Genomic DNA, 24,950 nt, shown 5'->3' with positions numbered 1-24,950 from the left:
TTCTCAAGCCGGGCGGAGGGAGCCGGGCACGATGCGCGCGCCCCACTTCTGCATCAGGTACTGCACGTCGGGATCCGCCTGGATCGCCTCCTCGGCCGCGCGCTGGCGCTGCTCGGATGCGGCGCGGTTGCGCCGGGCCGGGCTGTCGGCGACGCTGCCGATCTCGATGGCCAGGCGCACGGGGTGGCCGGCGGCGGCCAGCGCATTTTGCAGCTTCTCGCGGCTGGCGCCCTGGTTCAGCGATTCGCGCTCGACGCGCAGCAGCCACTGGTCGACGTCGCGCGCGACCAGTTGCGACTGCAGCGCCAGTTCGCGCGCCAGCGCAGTGATGGCCTCGGCAGCGACGAGCTGCATCACGGTGGCGTGCCAGAAATCGCCCTCCTCGCTCGGGGCGATCGGTGATGCCGCTTCGCGCGGCATCTCGCGCTGGCCGGGCGGCGGCTGCACGCGTACCGGCACGGGCATGACGTCGGAAGGCGGCTGCGCGGCGGGAGCGGTCGGCGCAGCCGGACGGCGCGGCGCATCGACGACCGGCAGCCGTTGGCCCGCGGCCTGCGCGGCGGGTGTCGGCGGCGGCAGCTCCACGGCAGGCGGTGCCGGCATGGGCGCCGGGGCGGGCGGTTCCGGCACCTGCGGCGCAACAACGGCCGCAAGCGGTTCGGGATGCGTCGCGGGGGCGGGTGCCGGCGGCCGGACTTCAGCCGGCGGCGCTGGATTCAGCAGAGTTTTTTTTTCCGCTGCGCCGTCCTCGACCGCCGGCTTGAAGGCCAGCAGGCGCAGCAGCACCATGGTCAGCGCGGCGTACTCGTCGGGGGCCAGGCCGAGCTCGGCGCGGCCGTGCAGGCACATGCTGTAGAGCAGTTGCGTCTCGTCGGCCGGCATCAGCGCCGCCAGCCGCGCGGCCTCCTGCGCGTCGGGATCGCCCGCGTCCTGCTGCGCCGCGCGCGAGGGCACGGCCTGCAGTACCGCCATGGCCTGCAGCACGGCCGTCATCTCCTCCAGCGTGGAGGCGGCCGACAGGCCGGCGTCGCGCATGGCCTCGACCGTCTCGACCACCGTGCGCCCGTCGCCCTGCGCCAGCGCCTCGACCAGCCGGTGCACGTGGCCGCGGTCGGCGCTGCCCAGCATCTGGCGCACGCCGGCCTCGGCCAGCGTACCGTTGCCGTAGGCGATGGCCTGGTCGGTGAGCGAGAGCGCGTCGCGCATCGAGCCGCGCGCAGCCCGCGCCAGCAGGCGCAGCGCGCCGGGCTCGGCCGGCACCTGCTCGGTGCCCAGCACGCGCACCAGGTGCTCGTTCACCGTCTCCGGCGCCATCGGACGCAGGTTGAACTGCAGGCAGCGCGACAGCACCGTGACCGGCACCTTCTGCGGATCGGTCGTGGCGAGCACGAACTTGAGGTACTCCGGCGGCTCCTCCAGCGTCTTGAGCATCGCGTTGAACGCGGTGTTCGTGAGCATGTGCACCTCGTCGATCATGAAGACCTTGAAGCGCCCCTGCACCGGCTTGTAGACCGCCTGCTCCAGCAGGCCCTGCACCTCGTCCACGCCGCGGTTGGAGGCGGCGTCCAGTTCGGTGTAGTCGACGAAGCGGCCGGCGTCGATCTCGGTGCAGGCCTGGCACACGCCGCAGGGTGTGGCGGTGATGCCGCCGCTGCCGTCGGCGCCCTGGCAATTGAGCGACTTGGCCAGGATGCGCGACACCGTCGTCTTGCCCACGCCGCGCGTGCCGGTGAACAGGTAGGCGTGGTGCAGGCGCTGCTGCGTCAATGCATTGGTCAGGGCCTGGACCACATGTTCCTGGCCCACCATCTCGCCGAAGTTGCGTGGGCGGTACTTGCGGGCGAGCACGAGGTAGGACATTGCGGCGATTCTAAAAGCCGGCCCGCGCGCCGGACTTGCCCGCCCCCGCGGCGAAGCGGCGATGCACGCCGGCTAGAATGCACCTCGACGGGCCTCCCCGCATGGTGAAGCGGCCAACCGGGTCAGGTGGGGAACCAAGCAGCCCTAACTGTGTAGCCAGTGCCGGGGGTAAGGCTCGTCACCTTTCATCTTCCTTCAGACACCTTTCCGCCGCCCGACGGGCCGCGCGGACAAGGACCGGGCTATCGCTGCCATAGCCACGACGCGAAGCAGGGCCGCAACGCATCTGCCACAATCTTCAGGACACCGCGACCGCGCCTGCGGTCGTGCCCAACCCCAAGGAATCCCGACATGGCCAGCGAACTGATCAAGCACATCTCCGACGCCTCCTTCGAAGCCGACGTCCTGCAGTCCGACAAGCCGGTGCTGGTGGACTACTGGGCCGAGTGGTGCGGCCCGTGCAAGATGATCGCGCCCATCCTGGACGACGTGTCCACCGCCTACGAAGGCAAGCTGCAGATCGCCAAGATGAACGTGGACGAGAACCGCGACATCCCGGCCAAGTTCGGCATCCGCGGCATCCCGACGCTGATGCTGTTCAAGAACGGCCAGCTCGCCGCCACCAAGGTCGGCGCGATGAGCAAGGCGCAACTGACGGCCTTCCTCGAACAGCAGCTCGCCTGACGCGACGGCGCGCCGCACGGGCGCGCCGCGAACCCACGGGCGGCCGGGCGCGCAATGCCTCGGCCGCCTGTCTTTTTTCCTGTCATAATCACTCACCAATCGCCGGCCCCGACCCAAGGGCACGGTTCGAGTTCCAGGGTTTCCGGGGCACACATCTCGCCCCGCTGCAAGCCCCCTCCCCCTCTCCCGCCGTCCTCCTTCCACGAATTCCCCACGCGGGGCCATTCCATGCACCTGAACGAACTCAAGGCACTGCACGTCTCCGAACTCCTGAAGCAGGCCGAAGCGCTCGAAATCGACAACGCCAGCCGCATGCGCAAGCAGGAGCTGATGTTCGCCCTCATCAAGAAGCGCGCGAAGGCCGGCGAGCAGGTGTTTGCCGACGGCGTGCTGGAGATCCTGCCCGACGGCTTCGGCTTCCTGCGCAGCCCCGACACCAGCTTCACCGCCAGCACCGACGACATCTACATCAGCCCCAGCCAGGTGCGCCGCTTCAACCTGCACACCGGCGACATGATCGAGGGCGAGGTGCGCATCCCCAAGGACGGCGAGCGCTACTTCGCGCTGACCAAGCTCGACAAGGTGAACGACGGCGCGCCCGAGGCGAACAAGCACAAGGTGATGTTCGAGAACCTCACGCCGCTGTTCCCCAAGGAGCAGATGAAGCTCGAGCGCGAGAACTTCAAAGGCGACGAGAACATCACCGGGCGCATCATCGACATCATCGCGCCCATCGGCAAAGGCCAGCGCGCGCTGCTGGTGGCGCCGCCCAAGAGCGGCAAGACGGTGATGATGCAGCACATCGCCCACGCCATCAGCACCAACTACCCCGAGACGCACCTGATGGTGCTGCTGGTGGACGAGCGGCCGGAAGAAGTGACGGAGATGCAGCGCTCGATCAAGGGCGAGGTGATCGCCTCCACCTTCGACGAGCCCGCCGCGCGCCACGTGCACGTGGCCGAGATGGTGATCGAGCGCGCCAAGCGCCTGGTCGAGCTGAAGAAGGACGTGGTGATCATGCTCGACTCGATCACCCGCCTGGCCCGCGCCTACAACAACGTGGTGCCGTCCTCCGGCAAGGTGCTCACCGGCGGCGTGGACGCCAACGCCCTGCACCGGCCCAAGCGCTTCCTGGGCGCCGCCCGCAACGTGGAGGAAGGCGGCTCGCTGACCATCATCGGCACCGCGCTGATCGACACCGGCAGCCGCATGGACGAGGTGATCTTCGAGGAGTTCAAGGGCACCGGCAACAGCGAAATCCACCTCGACCGGCGCCTGTACGAGAAGCGCGTCTTCCCCTCCATCCAGCTCAACCGCAGCGGCACCCGCCGCGAGGAACTGCTGCTGGCGCCCGAGGTGCTGCAGAAGACCCGCATCCTGCGCCAGTTCATGTACAACATGGACGAGATCGAGGCGATGGAGATGGTGCTCAAGAGCATGAAGGCCACCAAGACCAACGTCGAATTCTTCGACATGATGCGCCGCGGCGGCTAGGCCTCCGCCCTTCTTCAGCGCACGGCGAGCGCCCGGCCTTCGCGCGCGCTGCGCCGGCCCAGGTCCAGCAGTTCCATCAGGTCCACCGCCTCGTCGGCGGTGACGGGCGCCGCGCCGCGCCCGAGGATCGCGTCGCGCACCGCGGCGTAGAAGCGGGTGTAGTCGCCGCGCAGATTCGGCACGGCCTCGACGCGCATGCTGCCGTCGTCCTGCGGCAACGCCAGTTCCCCTTCCCGGACGTCCACGCCCCAGTCCTCGCCGCCTGGCCGGCCGCCGGCGCGCAGCGCATCCTCCTGCAGGTCCACCCCGTGCTTCACGTAGCTGCCCAGCGTGCCGTGCAGCAGGTAACGCGGCGCCGGGTGGGCGGCCAGGGCGGTCGCGTGCAGCGCCACCCGCAGCGGCGCCGCTGCGCCCGATTCGTAACGCAGCAGCGCATGGAAATGGTCCTCGACGCGGGCGCCATCGCGCAGCTTCGCGGTGTCGAGCTGCAGCGTGTCCGGGCGGCCGAAAAGCTGCACCGCCTGGTCCAGCAGGTGCGCGCCGAGGTCGACCCAGAGGCCGGCGCCGGGCACGTCCTGTTCGCGCCAGCGCTCGCGCACTCCGGGACGGTAGCGGTCGAAGTGCGACTCGAAGTACACGGGGCGCCCCACGCGGCCGCGCGCCAGCACCTCCCGCAGCGTCAGGAAATCGGCGTCGAAGCGCCGGTTCTGGTAGACCGAGAGCACGCGCCGCAGGTGCGTGGCCATCGCCGCCAGATCGCGTGCCTCGGCGGCATCGAGGGTGAAGGGCTTGTCGACCACCACGTGCCGGCCGGCCAGCAGGGCCGCGCGGGCCACCGGGTGGTGCTGGGCGTTGGGCGTGGCGACGACGACCAGTTCCACGTCCTGGCGTGCCACCAGCGCATGCACGTCGGGCACCACCGCGGCCTGCGGCCAGTCGCGGCGCACCTTGTCGGGCTGCGAGCTGGCCACCGCCGCCAGCCGCAGGCCCGGCACGGCTGCCAGCACCGGGGCATGGAAGGTCTGGCCGGCGAAGCCGTAGCCGACCAATCCCACCCCGATGGGGCTCGTGCCGGCGTCTCTTGCAGGTTCGATTTGACTCATGGCCGCGCCAGTATGCGATAATTGAAGGCTTCCCGCGAAAAGTGCGCCGCTTTCATGCCCGGCATGCCTGCGTTGTGTGGCTCTCGCATCGACCTCCAAGGAAAACCATCATGGCCAAAGAAGGCATCCATCCCGACTACCGCGAAGTCCTCTTCGTGGACCTGTCCAACGGCTTCAAGTTCGTCACCCGTTCGTGCGTGAACACGAAGGAAACCGACACCTTCGAAGGCAAGGAATACCCGCTGTACAAGCTGGACACCTCCAGCGAATCGCACCCCTTCTACACCGGCACGCAGAAGTCGGTGGACAACATGGGCGGCCGCGTGGAGCGCTTCCGCAACCGCTTCGGCAAGACCGCGCTGTCCAAGTAAGAACCACTGACGACGCGCCGCCTGTCGGTGCCAGGGCAGCCCGGGTGACCGCGCTGCCCTTTTCATTTCCGGCCCGCGCCGCCACCGCCTTCGCGCCTTGAACCAGCCCACGCCCGCCATCGTCACCCAGAGCGCCGCGCGCCGCCTGCCGCGCGTGGCACTGCTGCTGCTGTGCGCGGCCTACCTGCTGCCGGGCCTGGTGGGGCGCGGGCCCTGGAAGAGCGCCGATGTGGCCGCCTTCGGCTACATGGCGGCGCTGGCCGAGGGCGGCGCCGGGCTGGCCCGCTGGTTCGACCCCCACCTGCTCGGGCTGCGCCCCGAGATCCCCGCGCTGCTGCCCTACTGGCTGGGCGCCTGGGCCATCCAGTGGATGCCCTGGCTGCGGCCGGACCTGGCGGTGCGCGTGGTGTTCGCCCTGATGCTGTGGGGCACCTTCTCGGCCACCTGGTACGCCGTCTACTATCTCGCCCGCACCCCGCGCGCGCAGCCGGTGGCCTTCGCCTTCGGCGGCGAGGCGCGCCCGACCGACTACGCGCGCGCCATCGCCGACGGCGGCCTGCTGGCCCTGATCGCCTGCCTGGGCCTGGCCCAGCTGGGGCACGAGACGACCCCGGCGCTGGCCCAGCTGTTCTTCGTCAGCTGCCTGTTCTACGGCGCGGCGGCGCTGCCCTATCGCCGGGCCGCGCCCATGATCGCCTTCGGCGTCGGCAGCCTCGGCCTGGCGCTGAGCGGCGCGCCCGCGCTGGGCCTGGCGTCGGGCGCCGGCCTGCTGGCGCTGGCCCTGCGCGAAAGGCGCCTGCGCCCGCAGGAGCCGGACGGCGGCGACCACCCTGCCCCCACCTATTCCATCCCGGCCATCGCCACGATGGCCGCCTGGCTGCTGGCCGCCCTCGCGGTGGCGGCGGCGCTGCACCAGCTCCACTGGCGCCTGGCCTGGCCCGGCGCGCAGCCGGGCGCCTCTGCTGCCGCGGAGTGGCGCAGCCTGCTGAAACTGCTGGTGTGGTTCACCTGGCCGGCCTGGCCGCTGGCGCTGTGGACGCTGTGGCGCTGGCGGCTGCAGCTGACGGCGCGCCACGTGGCGGTGCCGCTGTGGCTGGTGCTGGTGGTGATGTTCAGCACCCTGTTCACCGGATCGTCCGACCGCTCGCTGCTGCTGGGCCTGCCGGCCCTGGCCACGCTCGCGGCCTTCGCGCTGCCCACCTTCCGGCGCAGCGTGTCGGCGCTGATCGACTGGTTCACCCTGCTCTTCTTCTCGGGCTGCGCGCTGTTCATCTGGGTCTACTGGATCTCGCTGCACACCGGCGTGCCGGCCAAGCCGGCGGCCAACGTGGCGAAGCTGGCGCCGGGCTTCACGCCGGAGTTCTCCGGCCTGGCCTTCCTCTTCGCGGCGGCCGGCACCGTCGCCTGGATCGCCCTGGTGCGCTGGCGCACCGGCCGCCACCGCGCCGCGCTGTGGAAGACGCTGGTGATGCCCGCCGGCGGCGCCGCCCTGTGCTGGCTGCTGCTGATGACGCTGTGGCTGCCGCTGCTGGACTACGCGCGCAGCTATGCGCCGCAGGTCGGCGCCATCGCCGCGCGCATCGGCAAGCCGGCCTGCGTCGCCGAGCTGGGCCTGAGCCGGGCGCACATCGCGGCGCTGCGCCACCACGGCCGCTTCCCGCTGCAGCCGGTCAACTCCCACTCGACCTGCGGCTGGCTGCTGGTCAGCCCCGAGGCCCTGCCCACGCTGCACCTCATCGTCAGCCTGGAGCAGTGGCGCTTCGCCGGCACCTTCCGCCGGCCCACCAGCCCCAGCGACGACCTGCTGCTGTTCGAGCACGTGGCGAAGGCGCCATGAGCGCCGCCCGGCCGCCCGAAGGCGCTCGCACCGCAGCCGGAGGCGAAGGCACCCCAACGCCCCTGCCCGGCCGCTCCGAAGGGGCTCGCACCGCCGTGCGAAGCACGGAGGTCCTCCATTGAGCCGAGCCGCCCCGGGCGAGCGCGGCCTGATCGCGCGCCATGCCGGCACGGTGCTGGCCGGGCAGCTGGCCGTGATGGCCTTCGGCGTCACCGACACGGTGGTGGCGGGCCGCTTCGCCCAGGACGCGCTGGCGGCACTGTCGGTCGGCTCGGCCATCTTCATCAGCGTGTTCGTGTCGCTCATGGGCGGGCTGCAGGCGCTGCTGCCGATCTGGGCCGAGCTGAGCGGCGCCGGCCGGCGGGCCGAGGTCGGCCGCTCGGTGCGCCAGTCGCTGTACGTCGCGGCGGCGGCCGTCGCGCTCGGCCTGATCGTGCTGCTGCACCCCGAGCCGCTGCTGCGCTGGACCGACGTGCCGGCCGCGATGCAGGCCGAGGTGACGCGCTACCTGGCGGTGCTGGCGCTGGCGCTGCCGCCCGCGCTGCTGTTCCGCCTCTACAGCACGCTCAACCAGAGCCTGGGCCACCCGCGGCTGGTCACCTGGCTGCAGATCGGCGCGCTCGCGGTGAAGCTGCCGCTGTCGATCTGGTGGACCTTCGGCGGCCTGGGCGTCCCGGCGCTGGGCCTGGTCGGCTGCGGCCTGGCGACGGTGGCCGTCAACTGGCTGATGCTCGCGTTGGCCCTGTGGCTGATGCGCACGCAGCCGCTGTATCGAGAACTGCGCCTGTGGCGGGGCATGGAGCGGCCCGACTGGCGGCAGCTGCGCCAGTTCGCCCGGCTGGGCGTGCCCGGCGGCCTCTCGGTGCTGGTGGAGGTGACCTCGTTCACGCTGATGGCGCTGTTCATCGCCCGCCTGGGCACGGCCGCCGCGGCGGCGCACCAGATCGCGTCGAACCTCACTGCCGTCGCCTACATGGTGCCGCTGTCGATGGGCCTGGCCACCAGCGCCCGCGTGAGCCACTGGCTGGGCGCAGGCGACCCGGCCCGCGCCCGGCACGCCTACCGCCAGGGCTTCGAGCTGACGCTGGCCGGCGCCCTGGCCTGCGCCGCCGCGATGGTGCTGGCCCGCGGACCGCTGGCCGGGCTGTATTCGTCGGATGCGACGGTGGCCGCCCTGGCGGCCACGCTGCTGATGGCCACCGCCGCCTACCACCTGGCCGACGCCGTGCAGACGCTGTGCGTGTTCGTGCTGCGCTGCTACCGCGTGACGGTGCTGCCGCTGGCGATCTACTGCACGCTGCTGTGGGGCATCGGGCTGGGCGGCAGCTACCTGCTGGCCTACCGCGGCCTGGGCCCCTGGCCGGCGATGGCCTCGCCGCTGGCCTTCTGGATCATGAGCTCGGCCGCGCTGGCGATGACGGCGATGCTGTTCCTGCTGCTGCTGGCGCGCGTGCTGACAGGTACGCGGGCGGACGCTCTGGCCTTCAGTGCCCGGCCGGGCGGCCGCTGAGACGCCGCAGGGCGGCAGCGGTCCGCTACGGCACCCCGTGCAGCGCGGTCCCGGCCAGCGTTGCCGCCCGCGCCTCGCGCACCCGCGTCACCGGGAAATGCAGGACGAAGCGCGAGCCCTGCCCCAGCGTGCTCTCGATGCGCAACTGCGCGCCGTGCCGCTGGGCGATGTGCTTGACGATCGCCAGGCCCAGGCCCGTGCCGCCGGTCTCGCGCGAGCGGCTGCGGTCGACGCGGTAGAAGCGTTCGGTCAGCCGCGGGATGTGCTCGGCCGCGATGCCCGGGCCGGTGTCGCGCACGGCGAACTCGCCGCGGCCGTCGGGCAGCACGCGCCAGCTCACCGCCACCTCGCCGCCCGGCGGCGTGTAGCGCACGGCGTTGCTCACCAGGTTGGACATCGCGCTCTGCAGCTCGGTGGCATTGCCGGCCAGCTCGGAGTCGGCCTCCAGTGCGAAAGACAGCCGGTGCCCCTTGGCCGAGAGCCGGCCCGACAGGCCGCGCGCCTCGTCCTCGCAATGCGCCAGCAGCGCCTTGGCGCGCGTCCACTGGTTCATGGCCGGGGCGGCGCTGCCTTCCAGCCGCGACAGGGTGAGCAGGTCCTGCACCAGTGTGCCCATGCGCTGCGCCTGCTGGCCCATCAGGCCCAGGTAGCGGGCGCGCTCGTCGGCCTCCAGCGGCAGGCTCTGCAGCGTCTCGACGAAGCCGGTCAGCACCGTCAGCGGCGTGCGGATCTCGTGCGAGACGTTCGCCACGAAGTCGCGCCGCATCGCCTCGGCCTGCTCCAGCGCCGTGATGTCGCGCGTGAGCAGCATGCGCCGGCTGCCGGCATAGGGATGCACCTGCACCGACAGGCGCATCGGATGGCCGTGCGCGGTGCGCTGCGCCGAGGGCGCGTCGATCACCACGTCGCGGCTGTAGTTCCACGAGGCCAGGTAGGCGACGAACGCCGGGTCGCGCACCAGGTTGCCCAGGTGCTGCTGCAGGTCGCGCCCGGCGTCGATGCCCAGTTGCGCGGCCGCCGTCTGGTTGCACCACTCGATGCGGCCCTGCTCGTCGAGCAGCACGACGCCGTTGGGCGAGGCCTGGATGGCCTGCAGGAATTCGTCGAGCCGGTCCTGCGCCTGCCGCGTCTGCTGCTCGCGCAGGCGCAATTGCTTGCGGATGCGCTCGGCCAGTTCGCCCCACAGGCCGAAGCCACGCGCCGGCATGGGTGCGCCTTCGGCCCGCAGCGCGCTCAGCAGACGCGAGGCCTGCCATGCGTCGAGCGCCAGCCAGGCCAGCGCGCCGGCCATGGCGCCCCAGCCCCACTGCCGCCAGCCGAGCGCGGCGACGGCGACGGCCGCGCCCGCGCAGGCGGCGACCAGGAAGGTGAGGAATCGAAGCGGCATGGGATCGCGATTATCCGGCCCGCTCCCCGCGCACGCGGGCTGGGCCCTCGCTCAAGCAGGCATCAGACGGTGGCCTGCGCAGTGAAGCGGTAGCCGGCGCCGCGCACCGTCTCGACCATGGCGGCGGCCGCGCCCAGCGACTCGCGCAGGCGCTTGACGTGCACGTCCACCGTGCGCTCCTCGATGAAGACGTGGTCGCCCCAGACCTTGTCGAGCAGCTGCGAGCGGCTGTGCACGCGCTCGGCGTTCTGCATCAGGTAGGCCAGCAGCTTGAACTCCGTCGGCCCCATCTTCAGCGGCGTGCCCTGCCAGGTGACGCGGTGGGTGGCGCTGTCCAGCGCCAGCTCGCCCACCTCCACGCGCTCGCTGGCCACCTCGGGCGCCCGGCGCCGCAGCACGGCGCGGATGCGCGCCAGCATCTCCTGCGTGGAGAAGGGCTTGGTGATGTAGTCGTCGGCGCCGGCGTCCAGGCCCGCCACCTTGTCGGGCTCGTCGCCGCGGGCGGTGAGCATGAGGATGGGCACGGCCTTGGTGCGGCTGTCCTTGCGCCACTGGCGCGCCAGTTGCAGGCCGCTCTGGCCGGGCAGCATCCAGTCGAGCAGGATCAGGTCCGGCAGCACGGCGTCGATCTCGCGCTGGGCGCTGTCGCCGTCCTCGGCCCAGATCGGCTCGAAGCCGTTGTGCCGCAGGTTCACGGCCAGCAGCTCGGCGATGGAGGACTCGTCCTCGACGATCAGGACTCTGGGTTTTTTCATCGCCGGGCCGCCCCAAGACGAAAAAGCGCCCCCTCGGGGGGCAGCGACCACACGAAGTGGGGAGCGTGGGGGCCAAACGTCTTCATTGAAGCGCTGATTCGATCTCTTGCATCGAAGTGTGCCGCACGTCGGCGCCCTTGACGACATAGATGATGAACTCGGCGATGTTCTTCGCGTGGTCGCCGATGCGCTCGATGGCCTTGGCGACGAACAACAGGTCCAGGCCCGCGGAAATGGTGCGCGGGTCTTCCATCATGTAGGTGACCAGCTTGCGCACGAAGCCGTCGAACTCCTGGTCGATCAGGTCGTCGTCCTTCAGGATCGACAGCGCCGCCGCGGTGTCCAGCCGCGCGAAGGCGTCCAGCGCCTTGCGCAGCAGGCCCGAGGCCAGGTCGGCCGCGATGCGCAGCTCCGACGCCGGCACCGAGCGCGCCGTGCCGTTGTCGATGACGGACTTGACCAGGCGGGCGATCTTGTTGGCCTCGTCGCCCACGCGCTCCAGGTTGGCGGTGGTCTTGGAGATGGCGATCAAGAGGCGCAGGTCGCGCGCCGTCGGCTGGCGGCGGGCGATGATCGAGGACAGCTCGCGGTCGATCTCGATCTCCATCGCGTTCACGCGCGCCTCGGTGTCCATCACGCGCTGGGCCGTCTCGCCGTCGAAGTGCAGCAGCGCATGGATGGCCAGCCGGATCTGCGACTCGGCCATGCCGCCCAGCTCCATCACGCGCGAGGAGACGGTGTTGAGTTCGCTGTCGAACTGGGTCGAAAGGTGCTTGTCGGGCATCTCGTCTCTCCTTGCGGTCAGCCGAAGCGGCCGGTGATGTAGTCCTCGGTCTCCTTGCGCTGCGGCTTGAAGAACATCTGCTCCGTGGGGCCGAACTCGATCAGGTCGCCCAGGTACATGTAGGCCGTGTAGTCGCTGCAGCGGGCGGCCTGCTGCATGTTGTGCGTCACGATCACGACCGTGTACTCGTTCTTCAGCTCGGCAATCAGCTCCTCGATCTTGGCGGTGGAGATCGGGTCCAGCGCCGAGCAGGGCTCGTCCAGCAGCAGCACCTCGGGCTTGATGGCGATGCCGCGGGCGATGCACAGGCGCTGCTGCTGCCCGCCCGAGAGGCCCGATCCGCTTTGCTGCAGCTTGTCGCGCACCTCGGTCCACAGGGCCGCCTTCTTCAGCGCCCACTCGACGCGGTCGTCCATCTCGGAGGCCGAGAGGTTCTCGAACAGCCGCACGCCGAAGGCGATGTTGTCGTAGATCGACATCGGGAAGGGCGTGGGCTTCTGGAACACCATGCCGACCTTGGCGCGGATCAGCGCCACGTCCTGCCGGCTGGTCAGCAGGTTCTCGCCGTCCAGCTCGATCGCGCCCTCGGCGCGCTGCTCCGGGTACAGCTCGAACATGCGGTTGAAGGTGCGCAGCAGCGTGGACTTGCCGCAGCCCGAGGGCCCGATGAAGGCGGTGACCTTGTTCTCCGGGATCTGCAGGTTGATGCTCTTGAGCGCGTGGAACTTGCCGTAGTAGAAGTTCAGGTCCTTGACGGCGATCTTGGCGCGCGGGGCCTGTGCAGCAGCGGTGGCAACCATGATGTGTGTGTAGTTCAGTTCTTGTTGCGGGTCAGCACGCGCGCCAGGATGTTCAGCGCGAGCACCGCGATGGTGATGAGGAAGACGCCAGCCCAGGCCAGCTTCTGCCAGTTCTCGTAGGGGCTCATCGCGAACTTGAAGATGGTCACCGGCAGACTGGCCATCGGCTGCGTGATGTTGCTGGTCCAGAACTGGTTGCTCAGCGCGGTGAACAGCAGCGGAGCCGTCTCGCCGGCGATGCGGGCCACGGCCAGCAGGATGCCCGTGACGACACCGGCGCGCGCGGCGCGCAGCGTGATCGACAGGATCACCTTCCACTTGGGCGTGCCCAGCGCGTAGGCCGCCTCGCGCAGGCCCGGCGGCACCAGCTGCAGCATGTTCTCGGTGGTGCGGATCACCACCGGGATGGTGATGAGCGCCAGCGCCATGGCCCCGGCCAGTGCCGAGAAGCCCTGGAAGCGCGCCACCGCCACCGCATAGACGAACAGGCCGATCACGATCGAGGGCGCCGACAGCAGGATGTCGTTGACGAAGCGCACCACGGCGGCCAGCCAGCCGCGCGGGTTGTACTCGGCCAGATAGATGCCGGCCAGGATGCCGATGGGCGTGCCCACGAAGGTGGCCAGGCCCACCATGACGATGGAGCCGAAGATGGCGTTGAGGATGCCGCCCTCCTCGTTCGGCGGCGGCGTCATCTCGGTGAAGGTCGCCAGCGACAGGCCGCCCAGGCCCAGGCGCAGCGTCTCCCAGAGGATCCAGATCAGCCAGAACACGCCGAAGGCCATGGCCGCCAGCGACAGCGCGAGCGCCACCTTGTTGAGGCGGCTGCGCGCCGCGAACTTGGCCTGGCGCGTATCGGCCAGCGTCTTGGCCTGAAGAAGTGCTTCCGCTGTAGTCACGATGCCTTCCCCTCGCTCTTCTTCATGCGCGCCAGCAGCAGCTTGGACAGCGACAGCACGACGAAGGTGATGAAGAACAGCACCAGGCCCAGGTACATCAGCGCCGCCTGGTGCAGGCCGGCGCCGGCTTCGGCGAACTCGTTGGCCAGGGCCGAAGTGATGCTGTTGGCCGCCTCGAACAACGACAGCGAGTTGAGCTGGTTCATGTTGCCGATGACGAAGGTGACGGCCATCGTCTCGCCCAGCGCCCGGCCCAGTCCGAGCATGATGCCGCCGACGACGCCGGCCTTGGTGTAGGGCAGCACGACCTTGCTCACCACCTCCCAGGTGGTCGAGCCCAGGCCGTAGGCGGACTCCTTCAGCAGCGGCGGCGTGACCTCGAACACGTCGCGCATCACCGAGGCGATGAAGGGGATGATCATGATGGCCAGGATGATCCCGGCCGACAGGATGCCGATGCCCACCGGCGGGCCCGACACCAGCGCGCCCAGGTACGGCACGCCCGCCAGCAGCTTCTGCAGCGGCTGCTGCACCCAGGTCGAGAGGATCGGCCCGAACACCAGCAGGCCCCACATGCCGTACACGATGGACGGCACCGCGGCCAGCAGTTCGATGGCGGTGCCCAGCGGGCGCTTGAGCCAGGAGGGCGACAGCTCGGTGAGGAACAGCGCGATGCCGAAGCTCACCGGCACGGCGATCACCAGCGCGATGAGCGAGGTGGCCAACGTGCCGTAGATCATCACCAGGCCGCCGTACTCGTTGGTGACCGGGTCCCACACGCTGCTGGTGAGGAAGCCCAGGCCGTACTTGGCGATCGCGGGCCAGGCGCCGACGATGAGCGACAGCAGGATGCCGATGAGCAGCGCCAGCGTCAGCAGCGCGGCGCCCTTGGCGGCCCAGCCGAAGAGCCGGTCGGCCATCGGGCCCGAGCGGGCCTTCTTGGCGGGGGGAGGCGTGGCCGCGCGCGCGCCGGCGCGGGCCGGGTTCAGGTCCAGCGCGCCGGGGTCGGCCGTGAGGGTGGAAGACAAGGCGTGCTCCGTTGCGGGCCGGCGCTCAGGCAAGGTGCTTGCACTCAACGGCCGGCCCTCGTGGTTTCTTCTTGTGTGTGCGGGCGGCGGCGATCAGTCCAGCGCGATCGACTTGCCCTGGCCGTCCTTGACGTCGGACCAGGCCTTGACGATGGCCGTCTTCACGCTGGCGGGCATCGGCACGTAGTCCAGGTCGCCGGCGGTCTTGTCGCCGTTCTTGTAGGCCCAGTCGAAGAAGCGCAGCACGGTCGAACCCTGGGCCGGCTTGTCCTGCACCTTGTGCACCAGGATGAAGGTCGCGCCGGTGATGGGCCACGAACCCTCGCCCGGCTGGTTGGTCAGGATCTGGTAGAAGCTCTTGTCCCAGGCGGCGCCGGCGGCGGCGGCCTTGAAGGCGGCGTCATCGGGCGCGACGAACTTGCCGGCCTGGTTCTGCAGCAGCGCGTAGGTCATCTTGTTCTGCTTGACGTAGGCGTACTCGACGTAGCCGATCGAGTTGGGCAGGCGGCCCACGAAGGCGGCCACGCCCTCGTTGCCCTTGCCGCCGGCGCCGGTCGGCCAGTTCACGGCGGTGCCCTCGCCCACCTTGTCCTTCCACTCGGCGTTGACCTTGCTCAGGTAGTTGGTGAACAGGAAGCTGGTGCCGGAGCCGTCGGCGCGACGCACCGGGGCGATGGCGGCGTCGGGCAGGTTCAGCGAGCCGTTGAGTGCCTTGATGGCCGGGTCGTTCCACTTGGTGATCTTGCCCAGGTAGATGTCGCCCAGCACCTGGCCGCTGAGCTTGAGCTCGCCCGGCTTGATGCCCTGGATGTTCACGACGGGGATCACGCCGCCGATCACGGTGGGGAACTGCAGCAGGCCCTTGGCGCTGAGGTCCTCGTCCTTGAGCGGCGCGTCGGAGGCGCCGAAGTCCACCGTCTTGGCCTCGATCTGCTTGAGGCCGGCGCCGGAGCCGACCGACTGGTAGTTGATCTTCACGCCGGTGGCCTTGTTGAAGTCGGCCGCCCACTTGGCGTACAGCGGTGCCGGGAAGCTGGCGCCGGCGCCGGTGGCTTCCTGCGCGAAGGCAGCGGAGAAGGCGGTGGCCGCGGCCAGGCCGACGGAGGCGAATCGGAGGATGGTGTTCATTCGGGCTTCCTTTCGAAGGGAGTCATGCGCCCCGGATCGGGGGTTGCCGCGGACTGTAGGAAGCTTGTGTGACAGCGATGTGACACGAAAAAATGCCGCGCTGCCGAGTGAGGAACGCATTCGCCGCCGTGAACGGAAGATGACGCCGTCACGCGGTTGTCACACGGCCCGCACACCATGGCGGCCCCGGGCGCGCCGTTACCATCCAGGCTTTGCCCGGCACCTCTTTCATGCAGAACGGCACCCGCCTCGCCGCCGTCGACCTCGGCTCGAACAGCTTCCGCCTCGAAATCGGGCAGGTGGACCACGACCAGATCCACCGCAGCGAATACCACAAGGAAACCGTGCGCCTGGGCAATGGCCTGGACAGCGCACGCAACCTCACGCCCGAGGCGATGCAGCGCGGCTGGGACGCGCTGGCCCGCTTCGGCGAGCGACTGGCCGGCTTCAAGCGCGCCCAGGTGCGCGCCGTGGCCACGCAGACGCTGCGCGAGGCGCGCAACCGCGACGAGTTCCTGCTGCGCGCGCGCACCGTGCTGGGCTTCGGCATCGACGTCATTCCCGGCCGCGAGGAAGCGCGCCTGATCTACCAGGGCGTGGCGCACCTGCTGCCGCAGGGCGAGGCGAGCGATGCCGAGCGCAGGCTGGTCATCGACATCGGCGGCCGCTCCACCGAACTGATCGTCGGCCAGCGGCTGGAGCCGCTGGCGACCGAGTCCTACCGCGTGGGCAGCGTCGCCTGGTCGATGAAGCACTTCGCCCAGGGCCAGTTCACCGCCAGCGCCTTCCGCCACGCCGAGATCGCCGCGCAGGCGGTGCTGGACGACACCCTCGGCTTCTGCACGCGCGACCGCTGGGACGTGGCCTACGGGGCCTCCGGCACCATCGGCGCGGTGGGCGACATCCTCGCCGCCGCGGGCGGCGCGCCGGGCGTGGTCACGCGCGAGGGGCTGGACTGGCTGCTGGAGCGTCTGCTCAAGGCCGGCAGCGCCGACAAGCTGCGCCTGGAGGGCCTGCGCGAAGACCGCAAGGCCGTCATCGGCGGCGGCCTGGCCGTGCTGCGGGCGCTCTTCTCGCTGCTGGACATCGAGCGCATGAACGTGGCGCAGGGCGCCCTGCGCCACGGCGTGCTGTACGAACTGCTGGAGCGCGACGAAGGCGTGGCGGACCTGCGCGACAGCGCCGTCCAGCGGCTGGCCTCGCGCTTCGGCGCCGACGCGCAGCAGGCGCGGCGCGTGGGCGACACCGCCTCGGCGCTGTACCTGCAGCTCGTGCCCGAGGCGCGCGGCGGCGCCACCACCAGCCGCGCCGGCCGCAGCCTGCGCAAGCTGCGCTGGGCGGCGCAGCTGCACGAGGTGGGCATGCAGATCTCGCACAGCGACTACCACAAGCACGGCGCCTACGTGCTGGACAACGTCGATGCGCCGGGCTTCACCGTCAACGAGATGCACGTGCTCAGCCAGCTCGTGCTGGGCCACCGCGGCAAGCTGCGCAAGGTGGAAGCCTCGCTGGCCGCCGACGAGGCCTTCGCCGCGCAGCTGCTGTCGCTGCGGCTGGCGGTCATCCTGTGCCACGCGCGGCGCGACCCGGCTCCCGGCGCACTGACCCTGGAAGCGGCCGGCCTGCGCGCCTTCGGCATCCGCTGCACGGCCGACTGGGCCGAGCGGCATCCGCAGTCGGCCCACCTGCTGCGCGAGGAAGTGCTGGCCTGGCAGAAAAGCGGCTGGCAACTGGCGCTGGACGTGCGCTGAGCGCGGCGCGGCGCCGCCCGGCTACATCAGTTCCGGCGCCTGGACGGTCACCATCACCGTCTGCACCTCGCCGTCGCGCTCGCGGGTGCGCAGCCACCACACCGAGCCCTTGCGCACGGCGCAGCTGTCCTGCTTCAGGCCCATCAGCCGCGCCACCACCTGGCCGAGCGCCGGCTGGTGGCCCACCAGCAGCATCACCGACTTGCCGTTGGGCCAGCCGACGGCCTCCAGCAGCCCGTCGGCCGTCGCCTCGGGCGCCAGTTCCGGTCGCAGCTTGTACTTGCGGCCCAGCGCCAGCACGGTCTGCTCGCAGCGGCGTGCCGGGCTGCAGAGGATGCGCGTGCCGTCGGGCAGCTGGCGGTCCAGCCAGGCGGCCATGCGCTTGGCCTGCTTCTCGCCGCGGCCCGTGAGCGAACGCTCCAGGTCGTCGCAGCCCTCGGTCCAGTCTTCGGCTTCGGCGTGGCGCCAGAGGATCAGGTCCATGTCAGTGCCGCCCGGCCGCCCGAAGGCACTGACGCGCCCCCTTGGGGGGCAGCGAACCGCGAAGCGGTGAGTTGGGGGTCTGTTTCATCGGTCTCGTTCAGTCGCGCAGGGCTTCGCGGGTACGGCCGCGGGAGGCGTAGCGGTCCATCAGCGCCTGCTGCGCGCCATGCGCCTCGATCGCGCGCGAGGCGCCCTCCTCGCCGGGATGCGTGTCGCCGTCCACCCGGCGGTACACGCCGTCGGCGCCCAGTTCCCAGGCGTCGCGGCCGTCGTGCAGGTAGGCCACCAGGCACTCGTCGATCAGGCGCTGGCGCAGCACCGGGTCGGTCACCGGCCAGGCCAGCTCGACGCGGCGCATCATGTTGCGGTTCATCCAGTCGGCGCTGGACAGGTACAGGTCCTCGTCCTCGCCGGTGCGGAAGTAGAAGACGCGCGAGTGCTCCAGGAAGCGCCCGATGATCGAGCGCACGCGGATGTTCTCGCTCACGCCCGGCACCTGCGCCGGCAGCATGCAGGCGCCGCGCACGATGAGGTCGATGCGCACGCCGCGCCGTCCGGCGCGCAGCAGCGCGGCGATCAGCGCCTCGTCGGTCAGCGCGTTCATCTTGGCCACGATGCGCGCGTCCTGCCCGGCTGCCGCGGCGTCGGCCACGGCGTCGATGCGCTCGACCAGCTGCCGGTGCAGGTGGAAAGGCGCCACCCACATGCGGTTCATCTTCGGCAGGCGGCTCAGGCCGGCCAGGTGGACGAAGACGGCCTCCATGTCGGCGGTGAGCAGCGGGTCGGCCGTGAGGTGGCTGATGTCGGTGTACAGGCGCGCCGTCCTCGGGTTGTAGTTGCCGGTCGACAGGTGCCCGTAGCGCACCAGCCGGCGGCCCTCGCGCCGGGTGACGAGCAGCATCTTGGCGTGCGTCTTCAGGCCGACCACGCCATACACCACCTGCGCGCCGATGGACTCCAGCGCCTCGGCCCAGTTGATGTTGGCCTCCTCGTCGAAGCGGGCCTTCAGCTCCAGCACCACCATGACCTCCTTGCCGCGGCGCACCGCCTCGCGCAACAGGTCCATCAGCTCCGAGTCGGCGCCGGTGCGGTAGATGGTCTGGCGGATGGCCAGCACGTCGGGGTCGCTCACCGCCTCGCGCAGGAAGTCGAGCACGCCGTCGAAGCTCTCGAAGGGCTGGTGGATCATCACGTCGCCGCGTTGCAGCCGGTCGAAGAAGGACTGGCCGGGCGAGAGATGCAGGGGGTAGGACGGCACGTAGGGCGGGAAGTGCAGTTCCTTGAAGCGCGGCTCGTCGGCCAGGTCGACCAGCTGCGCGAAGCGCGCGAGGTTCACCGGCCCGTGCACGCGGTACAGCGCCTGCGGCGGCAGGTTGAACTGCGCGAGCAGGAAGCTCGCCAGCGACTCCGCGCAACTGCTGGAGACCTCCAGCCGCACGGCCTGCCCGTAGTGCCGGTGCTGCAGGCCCTGGCGCAGCGCGGTGCGCAGGTTCTTCACGTCCTCCTCGTCCACCGCCAGGTCCGAGTGGCGGGTGACGCGGAACTGCGAGAACTCGCCCACCTCGCGCCCCGGGAACATGGAATGCAGGTGTGCCCGCACGATGCTGGACAGCGCCACCACCAGCGTCTTGCCGCCCGAGACCCTGGCCGGCATGCGGATCAGGCGCGGCAGCACGCGCGGCACCTTGAGGATGGCGATCGGGTTCTCGCGGCCGAAGGCGTCCTTGCCGGCCAGCCGCACGATGAAGTTCAGCGTCTTGTTGGCCACCTGCGGGAAGGGGTGCGCCGGGTCCAGGCCCACCGGCACCAAGAGCGGCCGCACCTCGCGCTCGAAGTACTCCTGCACCCACTTGCGCTGCGCCGCGTCGCGCCGGCCGTGCGAGATGACCTGGATGCCCTCGCGCGCGAAGGCGGGCAGCAGCTCGTCGTTGTACAGCGCGTACTGGCGCTCGACCAGCGCGTGCGCCGCGTCGGCCAGGCGCTCGAAGGACCCGGTGGTGTAGTTGCCCGTGAGCTCGCCCGCGGCCGCCGCCTGCAGGTGCGGCGCGGCGCGCACCTCGAAGAACTCATCCAGGTTGGACGAGACGATGCACAGGTAGCGCAGGCGCTCCAGCAGCGGCACCTCGGGCCGCTCGGCCCAGTTGAGCACGCGGCGGTTGAAAGCGAGGATGCTGTGGTCGCGGTCGAGCAGCGCCGGCGCGGGCCGGACCGCCGGCCGCACGGGCGGCGGCGCCGGCAGCGGCGGCACCGCGGGGAGTTCGGTCGACGGGACGGCGTCGCGTGGGGCGGTGTCGCGCGCGGGCTCGGAATTCGATGGCATGGCGGGCGGTTGGGGGACTGACATGACAGTCGCATGAACAACTGTCATGGAAGTGTCATTCAGCCACATGACATTCTCGTGACAGACACCACCCGGCCCGCGCCCCCGACGGCCTCAGGCGGCGCCGAACTGGCGCCGCCAGCGCGGCGGCAGGTCGGCGATGCGCAGCAGCATGGGCAGGTCGGCGGTGTTGAAGTCCGGGTCCCAGGCCGGTGCGCCCAGCACGCGCGCGCCCAGGCGCAGGTAGCCGCGGATCAGCGCCGGCGGCTCCACCGGCAGCGTGCCGTCGAGCCGGTCCACCGGCAGCGGCAGGCGCGGCTGCACCTGGTACTCGATGGGCGCCATGTGCGTGGCCGACACCTGGCGCCAGATGCTGGCGGCCGCGTCGCCGCAGGCGGCGCCATGCCAGTTCATCGGGATGCTGGCGCAGCCGATCATGGTGTCCAGCCGGTTGCGGTGCATGAAGTCCGCCAGTGCCCCCCACAGCGCCAGGATCACCCCGCCCTGGCGGTGGTCGCGGTGCACGCAGCTTCGGCCCAGCTCCACCATGCGCGTGCGCAGGCTGCGCAGGCGGGTGAGGTCGAACTCGGTGTCGCTGTAGGTGCCGCCGACCCGTCGCGCCTGCGCGGGCGTGAGCACGCGGTAGGTGCCGATCACGCGGCCGGTGGCCTCCTCGCGCACCAGCAGGTGCTCGCAGAAATCGTCGAACAGGTCCACGTCGTGGCCCGGCAGCGGCGTGGCCAGGCGCGCGCCCATCTCGCCGGCGAACACCTCGTGGCGCAGCCGCTGCGCGGCGCGGACCTCGTCCTGGTGGCGGGCCCAGCCGACCGTCAGGCCGGAGGACGCCGCGGGCGCGGCCGGCGGCGCGGCGGGGGCGGCGGCCTCGGGCCACACGGTGCCGCGCAGCCCGAGGCGGGCCAGGGCGAGGGTCGGCGTCGGGAGTTCTTTCATTCGGTGCTTCGGAAGAAAAAAGGGCTTTGACTGCGGGTTGCGCGGCAGTCTGCGCAGGCCCCATGAAGCGCGCATGTCATGACTGTGGCAATTGCATGACGGCGGGCGCCATGGCGCCGCCCGGTATAAGCTGGCGCGCCTGTTCCTCACCCTCCCCCGCCCTGCCATGCCCCAAGCGCCGATCGAAGTCCATTCCTGGCCCACGCCCAACGGCCACAAGGTCCACATCATGCTGGAGGAGTGCGGCCTGCCCTGGCGCGTGCACCCCGTCAACATCGGCAAGGGCGAGCAGTTCGAGCCCGGCTTCCTGGCGATCAGCCCGAACAACAAGATCCCGGCCATCGTCGACCCGCAGGGCCCGGACGGGCAGCCGATCTCGCTGTTCGAGTCCGGCGCCATCCTCGTCTACCTGGCGGGCAAGACCGGCCGCTTCCTGCCCGAAGGCGACCGCGCGCGCTACCAGGTGCTGCAGTGGCTGATGTTCCAGATGGGCGGCGTCGGCCCCATGCTGGGCCAGGCGCACCACTTCCGCCTGTACGCGCCCGAGAAGATCCCCTACGCCATCGACCGCTACACCAACGAGGCGAAGCGCCTGTACGGCGTGATCGACCGGCAGTTGGGCCGCACGCCCTGGATCGCTGGCGACGACTACAGCATCGCCGACATCGCCATCTTCCCGTGGCTGCGCAGCTGGCAGAACCAGGGCATCGTGCTCACCGACTACCCCCACCTGAAGAAGTGGTTCGACGCCATCGCCGGGCGGCCGGCCGTGCAGCGCGCCGTGCAGGTCATGGCCGACCTGCGCAAGCCGCTCACCGACGACAGGTCGCGCGACATCCTCTTCGGCAAGACCCAATACCAGAAACGATAGAATCGCGCGCTTGTCGGAGCGTAGCGCAGCCTGGTAGCGCATCTGCTTTGGGAGCAGAGGGTCGCGAGTTCGAATCCCGCCGCTCCGACCATTTCTTTTCCGGCGTCCGTCCCGGACTCTGCCCGTAGCTCAACTGGATAGAGCAGCTGCCTTCTAAGCAGCAGGTCGGGGGTTCGAGCCCCTCCGGGCAGGCCAATTCAAGGTCCGCAATCGTCCGACAGCGTCCAGGATTTTGCATGTCCCCCTCTGAGAACTCGCAATGAACGTCCAAAGTCGTCCAGGCAAGTATGACTGAATCCAGGGACACGTGGGGGCACTTTTGGGGGCAGAAGACAAATGGCTGGGGGCATCAAACCTGAAGCAGGTGCTCCACTGATCAAGGCGCCCCGTCATACACAAACGCCCAGTCCGCATAGCTTCTCGCCTGCCCCGCCTTGACGTAAACCGCTGCCGGCAGCGCCGTGCACATCGGCTCCCGGAGCGATCCCCGCTCGCGCGGGGCAACCTGTACAACGCGCGTGCTTACGATGTCGGCTGCGGGCTTACGCCACCAGCCAGAACGCGCGGCTCGCACACAGCTTCAACCTCACCCAGGACATCGTCACGCGGTCTACGACCACATCGGGCCTATCCCCGCTCGCGCGGGGCAACCTGGAGCGGGGCAGATGGGGGAGGATGGCCGTGGGGCCTATCCCCGCTCGCGCGGGGCAACCTACGTGCGACTTAGAACGGCTAACACAACCCTGTCATCGTCAATCGCCTGATCGGCGTTTGACGATGCATGAGTCGAAACAAGAACAGGGAAATCAGCGCGGCGCTGTTCAAGAAGATCGAGCCTTTGCTACCGGTCTTCGTGCCCTCGGCCAAGGGCGGGCGTCCGCGAGTGAGCGACGAGCAGGCTCTCAACGGCATTCTGTTCGTGCTGCGCACCGGCATCCCCTGGGAAGAGTTGCCCCAGCAGTTGGGCTTTGGCAGCGGCATGACGTGCTGGCGGCGGCTGCGCCAATGGCAGGACGCGGGGGTGTGGCACCAACTGCATCTGCTGTTGTTGGCCGAGCTACGCAGTGCCGGGCGACTCGACTTCAGCCGAGCCAGCCTAGATGCGGCCAGCGTCCCCAGCCCCCGGGGGGATCGCACACGGGCCCCAACCCGACCGACAGGGGCAAACTCGGCAGCAAGCGCCACCTCATCACGGATCGCCAGGGCATCCCGCTGATGTTCTGCGTCACCGGCGCCAACCGGCACGATTCGGTGGTCTTCGAGCAGTTGGTCGATGCCTTGCCCGATGTGCGGGGAAAGCGCGGCAGGCCGCGCCGCTGGCCGGGCAAGCTGCATGCAGACAAGGGCTACGACTTTGCGCGCTGTCGGGCGCACCTCAAGCGCCGGGGCATCGTCGATCGCATTGCCCGCAGGGGAATCGAGCGCAACGATCGGCTCGGGCGCCATCGCTGGGTCGTGGAACGCTCGCATGCCTGGCTGGCCGCCTTTGGCAAGCTGCGCGTGCGCTTCGAGCGAAGCATCCACACTCATGTGGCCTTACTCTCCTTGGCTTGTAGTGTCATCTGCGTCCGATCCTTGATACGGTTGTGTTAGCCGCTCTTAGGCCGCGCCCTGCTGGAAGGGGCCTATCCCCGCTCGCGCGGGGCAACCGCATAGCCGCGGCTAATAAGCCTGCGAAGCGAGGGCCTATCCCCGCTCGCGCGGGGCAACCGCCAGCAACGGGGACTACTTCACCTCACCGCGGGGCCTATCCCCGCTCGCGCGGGGCAACCGTCAACGGCCCGCAGGGCATGACCGCCGACGTGGGCCTATCCCCGCTCGCGCGGGGCAACCTCGGCACAGCTGTCGATGACGTGCTGGGGTGCGGGCCTATCCCCGCTCGCGCGGGGCAACCCCCTCAGCGAGCGCCGCCAGCTCACCGTACTGGGGCCTATCCCCGCTCGCGCGGGGCAACCAGGATGTCTAGATTCCCGACGATCCCGTCATAGGGCCTATCCCCGCTCGCGCGGGGCAACCTTCACCAGCTTGCGCTCGGCGTTGCGCTGCAGGGGCCTATCCCCGCTCGCGCGGGGCAACCTCCACCGCCGCGAAGATCGGCGGATACATCAGGGGCCTATCCCCGCTCGCGCGGGGCAACCGACTTCAACGGGCAGAAGATGTTCGTGGACGAGGGCCTATCCCCGCTCGCGCGGGGCAACCGCCACCGCCCTTTCCATGGACTGGTCGCGGTAGGGCCTATCCCCGCTCGCGCGGGGCAACCCCGCCTTCGAGGGCCTGGCCCAAGGCGGGCAGGGGCCTATCCCCGCTCGCGCGGGGCAACCGGACCGAAGCGGCGCGGGTCCAGCGGCTTGCCGGGCCTATCCCCGCTCGCGCGGGGCAACCTCCAGAGCAGCGCGCACCATCTTGATCGTCTCGGGCCTATCCCCGCTCGCGCGGGGCAACCAAGGAGCGCCCCTTGCGGACCTTGTCCAAGTTGGGCCTATCCCCGCTCGCGCGGGGCAACCTGGCTCGCAGAGCCGGAAGACGACTACGACGTGGGCCTATCCCCGCTCGCGCGGGGCAACCCCTGGTTGGGCGGACTCTCCCACCGCCGATGGGGGCCTATCCCCGCTCGCGCGGGGCAACCGCCACCTGAACATGACGGGTCTACGCAATCTCGGGCCTATCCCCGCTCGCGCGGGGCAACCGCGCTGAGGCTGGCTATCAGCCTGGGCCTGGAGGGCCTATCCCCGCTCGCGCGGGGCAACCCGCGTCGGCCAGCTTGTAGCCCTTCTCCCGCGGGGCCTATCCCCGCTCGCGCGGGGCAACCGTGTCTGCTGTCGGCCTGGAGAACAGCCGCACGGGCCTATCCCCGCTCGCGCGGGGCAACCTCCACCATCGGCAAGAGGTGCTGGCCTTCGGAGGGCCTATCCCCGCTCGCGCGGGGCAACCCGC

At 70.3% G+C, this 24,950-nt stretch carries 20 protein-coding genes, 2 tRNA genes, 1 other RNA gene and 1 CRISPR repeat array; of the genes, 11 read left to right on the top strand and 12 right to left on the bottom strand.

Annotated features, from left to right (window positions below; genetic code table 11):
- Positions 1 to 3: 3 nt before the first annotated feature.
- Positions 4 to 1,860, bottom strand: a complete 1,857-nt coding sequence (gene dnaX / locus Q392_RS26535; protein WP_038215791.1) for a DNA polymerase III subunit gamma/tau — start codon at positions 1,858 to 1,860, stop codon at positions 4 to 6.
- Between the two features lie 86 nt (positions 1,861 to 1,946).
- Here dnaX and ffs point away from each other — a divergent pair.
- From ffs to rho, 3 genes are all read left to right on the top strand, one after another.
- Positions 1,947 to 2,043: signal recognition particle sRNA small type (gene ffs, locus Q392_RS32465), an RNA gene on the top strand.
- A gap of 168 nt (positions 2,044 to 2,211) precedes the next feature.
- Positions 2,212 to 2,544: a thioredoxin TrxA gene (gene trxA / locus Q392_RS26530; RefSeq protein ID WP_038215789.1), complete on the top strand. Its 333-nt coding sequence runs from the start codon at positions 2,212 to 2,214 to the stop codon at positions 2,542 to 2,544.
- Between the two features lie 228 nt (positions 2,545 to 2,772).
- A complete protein-coding gene (rho, locus tag Q392_RS26525; RefSeq protein ID WP_038215784.1) occupies positions 2,773 to 4,038 on the top strand; it encodes a transcription termination factor Rho in 1,266 nt (421 codons plus the stop codon).
- A gap of 14 nt (positions 4,039 to 4,052) precedes the next feature.
- On the opposite strand, the gene Q392_RS26520 is transcribed toward rho, so the two are convergent.
- Positions 4,053 to 5,141: an oxidoreductase gene (locus Q392_RS26520; protein ID WP_051953992.1), complete on the bottom strand. Its 1,089-nt coding sequence runs from the start codon at positions 5,139 to 5,141 to the stop codon at positions 4,053 to 4,055.
- A 110-nt stretch (positions 5,142 to 5,251) separates the two neighbouring features.
- Here Q392_RS26520 and Q392_RS26515 point away from each other — a divergent pair, with 110 nt between their 5' ends.
- From Q392_RS26515 to Q392_RS26505, 3 genes are all read left to right on the top strand, one after another.
- Positions 5,252 to 5,512, top strand: coding sequence for a type B 50S ribosomal protein L31 (locus Q392_RS26515; protein ID WP_038215781.1), 261 nt, complete (start codon positions 5,252 to 5,254; stop codon positions 5,510 to 5,512).
- A 97-nt stretch (positions 5,513 to 5,609) separates the two neighbouring features.
- Positions 5,610 to 7,349, top strand: coding sequence for a hypothetical protein (locus Q392_RS26510; protein ID WP_038215777.1), 1,740 nt, complete (start codon positions 5,610 to 5,612; stop codon positions 7,347 to 7,349).
- Positions 7,350 to 7,467: 118 nt separating this feature from the next.
- Positions 7,468 to 8,859, top strand: coding sequence for an MATE family efflux transporter (locus tag Q392_RS26505; RefSeq protein WP_038215774.1), 1,392 nt, complete (start codon positions 7,468 to 7,470; stop codon positions 8,857 to 8,859).
- 25 nt (positions 8,860 to 8,884) lie between these two features.
- Here the strand turns inward: Q392_RS26505 and phoR are convergent, their stop codons facing one another.
- The 7 genes from phoR to pstS all read right to left on the bottom strand — a co-directional run bounded on the left by phoR (position 8,885) and on the right by pstS (position 15,640).
- Complete coding sequence (gene phoR, locus Q392_RS26500) at positions 8,885 to 10,246, bottom strand: phosphate regulon sensor histidine kinase PhoR (RefSeq protein ID WP_051953991.1); 1,362 nt, start codon at positions 10,244 to 10,246, stop codon at positions 8,885 to 8,887.
- 62 nt (positions 10,247 to 10,308) lie between these two features.
- Positions 10,309 to 11,001, bottom strand: a complete 693-nt coding sequence (phoB, locus tag Q392_RS26495) for a phosphate regulon transcriptional regulator PhoB (protein WP_038215773.1) — start codon at positions 10,999 to 11,001, stop codon at positions 10,309 to 10,311.
- Positions 11,002 to 11,083: 82 nt separating this feature from the next.
- Positions 11,084 to 11,785 carry a phosphate signaling complex protein PhoU gene (gene phoU, locus Q392_RS26490; RefSeq protein WP_038215771.1) on the bottom strand — a complete coding sequence of 234 codons (702 nt, stop codon included), beginning with the start codon at positions 11,783 to 11,785 and terminating at the stop codon, positions 11,084 to 11,086.
- A 17-nt stretch (positions 11,786 to 11,802) separates the two neighbouring features.
- On the bottom strand, positions 11,803 to 12,585 hold the full coding sequence (pstB, locus tag Q392_RS26485; protein WP_038215769.1) for a phosphate ABC transporter ATP-binding protein PstB: 783 nt from the start codon (positions 12,583 to 12,585) through the stop codon (positions 11,803 to 11,805).
- A gap of 14 nt (positions 12,586 to 12,599) precedes the next feature.
- Positions 12,600 to 13,484, bottom strand: a complete 885-nt coding sequence (pstA, locus tag Q392_RS26480; protein ID WP_084217433.1) for a phosphate ABC transporter permease PstA — start codon at positions 13,482 to 13,484, stop codon at positions 12,600 to 12,602.
- Positions 13,481 to 14,404 (bottom strand): phosphate ABC transporter permease subunit PstC, encoded by a 924-nt coding sequence (gene pstC / locus Q392_RS26475; RefSeq protein ID WP_245610853.1) that lies wholly within the window; start codon positions 14,402 to 14,404, stop codon positions 13,481 to 13,483. The genes pstA and pstC overlap by 4 nt, the downstream gene beginning before the upstream one ends.
- Before the next feature lie 201 nt (positions 14,405 to 14,605).
- A complete protein-coding gene (gene pstS, locus Q392_RS26470) occupies positions 14,606 to 15,640 on the bottom strand; it encodes a phosphate ABC transporter substrate-binding protein PstS (protein WP_038215768.1) in 1,035 nt (344 codons plus the stop codon).
- 230 nt (positions 15,641 to 15,870) lie between these two features.
- Here pstS and Q392_RS26465 point away from each other — a divergent pair, with 230 nt between their 5' ends.
- Positions 15,871 to 17,391: a Ppx/GppA phosphatase family protein gene (locus Q392_RS26465; protein ID WP_038215766.1), complete on the top strand. Its 1,521-nt coding sequence runs from the start codon at positions 15,871 to 15,873 to the stop codon at positions 17,389 to 17,391.
- A gap of 21 nt (positions 17,392 to 17,412) precedes the next feature.
- Here the strand turns inward: Q392_RS26465 and Q392_RS26460 are convergent, their stop codons facing one another.
- The 3 genes from Q392_RS26460 to Q392_RS26450 all read right to left on the bottom strand — a co-directional run bounded on the left by Q392_RS26460 (position 17,413) and on the right by Q392_RS26450 (position 21,145).
- Complete coding sequence (locus Q392_RS26460) at positions 17,413 to 17,874, bottom strand: SixA phosphatase family protein (RefSeq protein WP_038215762.1); 462 nt, start codon at positions 17,872 to 17,874, stop codon at positions 17,413 to 17,415.
- A gap of 97 nt (positions 17,875 to 17,971) precedes the next feature.
- The gene (ppk1, locus tag Q392_RS26455) at positions 17,972 to 20,194 is read right to left on the bottom strand and encodes a polyphosphate kinase 1 (RefSeq protein ID WP_084217432.1); all 2,223 of its coding nucleotides are present in this window, start codon (positions 20,192 to 20,194) and stop codon (positions 17,972 to 17,974) included.
- A gap of 114 nt (positions 20,195 to 20,308) precedes the next feature.
- The gene (locus tag Q392_RS26450; protein ID WP_038215759.1) at positions 20,309 to 21,145 is read right to left on the bottom strand and encodes a GNAT family N-acetyltransferase; all 837 of its coding nucleotides are present in this window, start codon (positions 21,143 to 21,145) and stop codon (positions 20,309 to 20,311) included.
- Between the two features lie 166 nt (positions 21,146 to 21,311).
- Here Q392_RS26450 and Q392_RS26445 point away from each other — a divergent pair, with 166 nt between their 5' ends.
- The 4 genes from Q392_RS26445 to Q392_RS32460 all read left to right on the top strand — a co-directional run bounded on the left by Q392_RS26445 (position 21,312) and on the right by Q392_RS32460 (position 23,609).
- Positions 21,312 to 22,016 (top strand): glutathione S-transferase family protein, encoded by a 705-nt coding sequence (locus tag Q392_RS26445; RefSeq protein WP_038215756.1) that lies wholly within the window; start codon positions 21,312 to 21,314, stop codon positions 22,014 to 22,016.
- 14 nt (positions 22,017 to 22,030) lie between these two features.
- Positions 22,031 to 22,107 (top strand) — tRNA-Pro (locus Q392_RS26440).
- Positions 22,108 to 22,134: 27 nt separating this feature from the next.
- Positions 22,135 to 22,211 (top strand) — tRNA-Arg (locus Q392_RS26435).
- A 586-nt stretch (positions 22,212 to 22,797) separates the two neighbouring features.
- A protein-coding gene (locus tag Q392_RS32460) for an IS5 family transposase (protein WP_157008361.1) occupies positions 22,798 to 23,609 on the top strand; the annotation gives its coding sequence in 2 pieces (ribosomal slippage) (positions 22,798 to 23,131 and positions 23,131 to 23,609; 813 coding nt in all).
- A gap of 27 nt (positions 23,610 to 23,636) precedes the next feature.
- Positions 23,637 to 24,947: a CRISPR direct-repeat array (repeat unit 29 nt; unit sequence GGGCCTATCCCCGCTCGCGCGGGGCAACC).
- Positions 24,948 to 24,950: the final 3 nt, after the last annotated feature.

The sequence above is a fragment of the Xenophilus azovorans DSM 13620 genome (assembly GCF_000745855.1).
Lineage (GTDB): Bacteria > Pseudomonadota > Gammaproteobacteria > Burkholderiales > Burkholderiaceae_C > Xenophilus > Xenophilus azovorans.
This window is presented reverse-complemented; position numbering and strand designations above follow the sequence as displayed.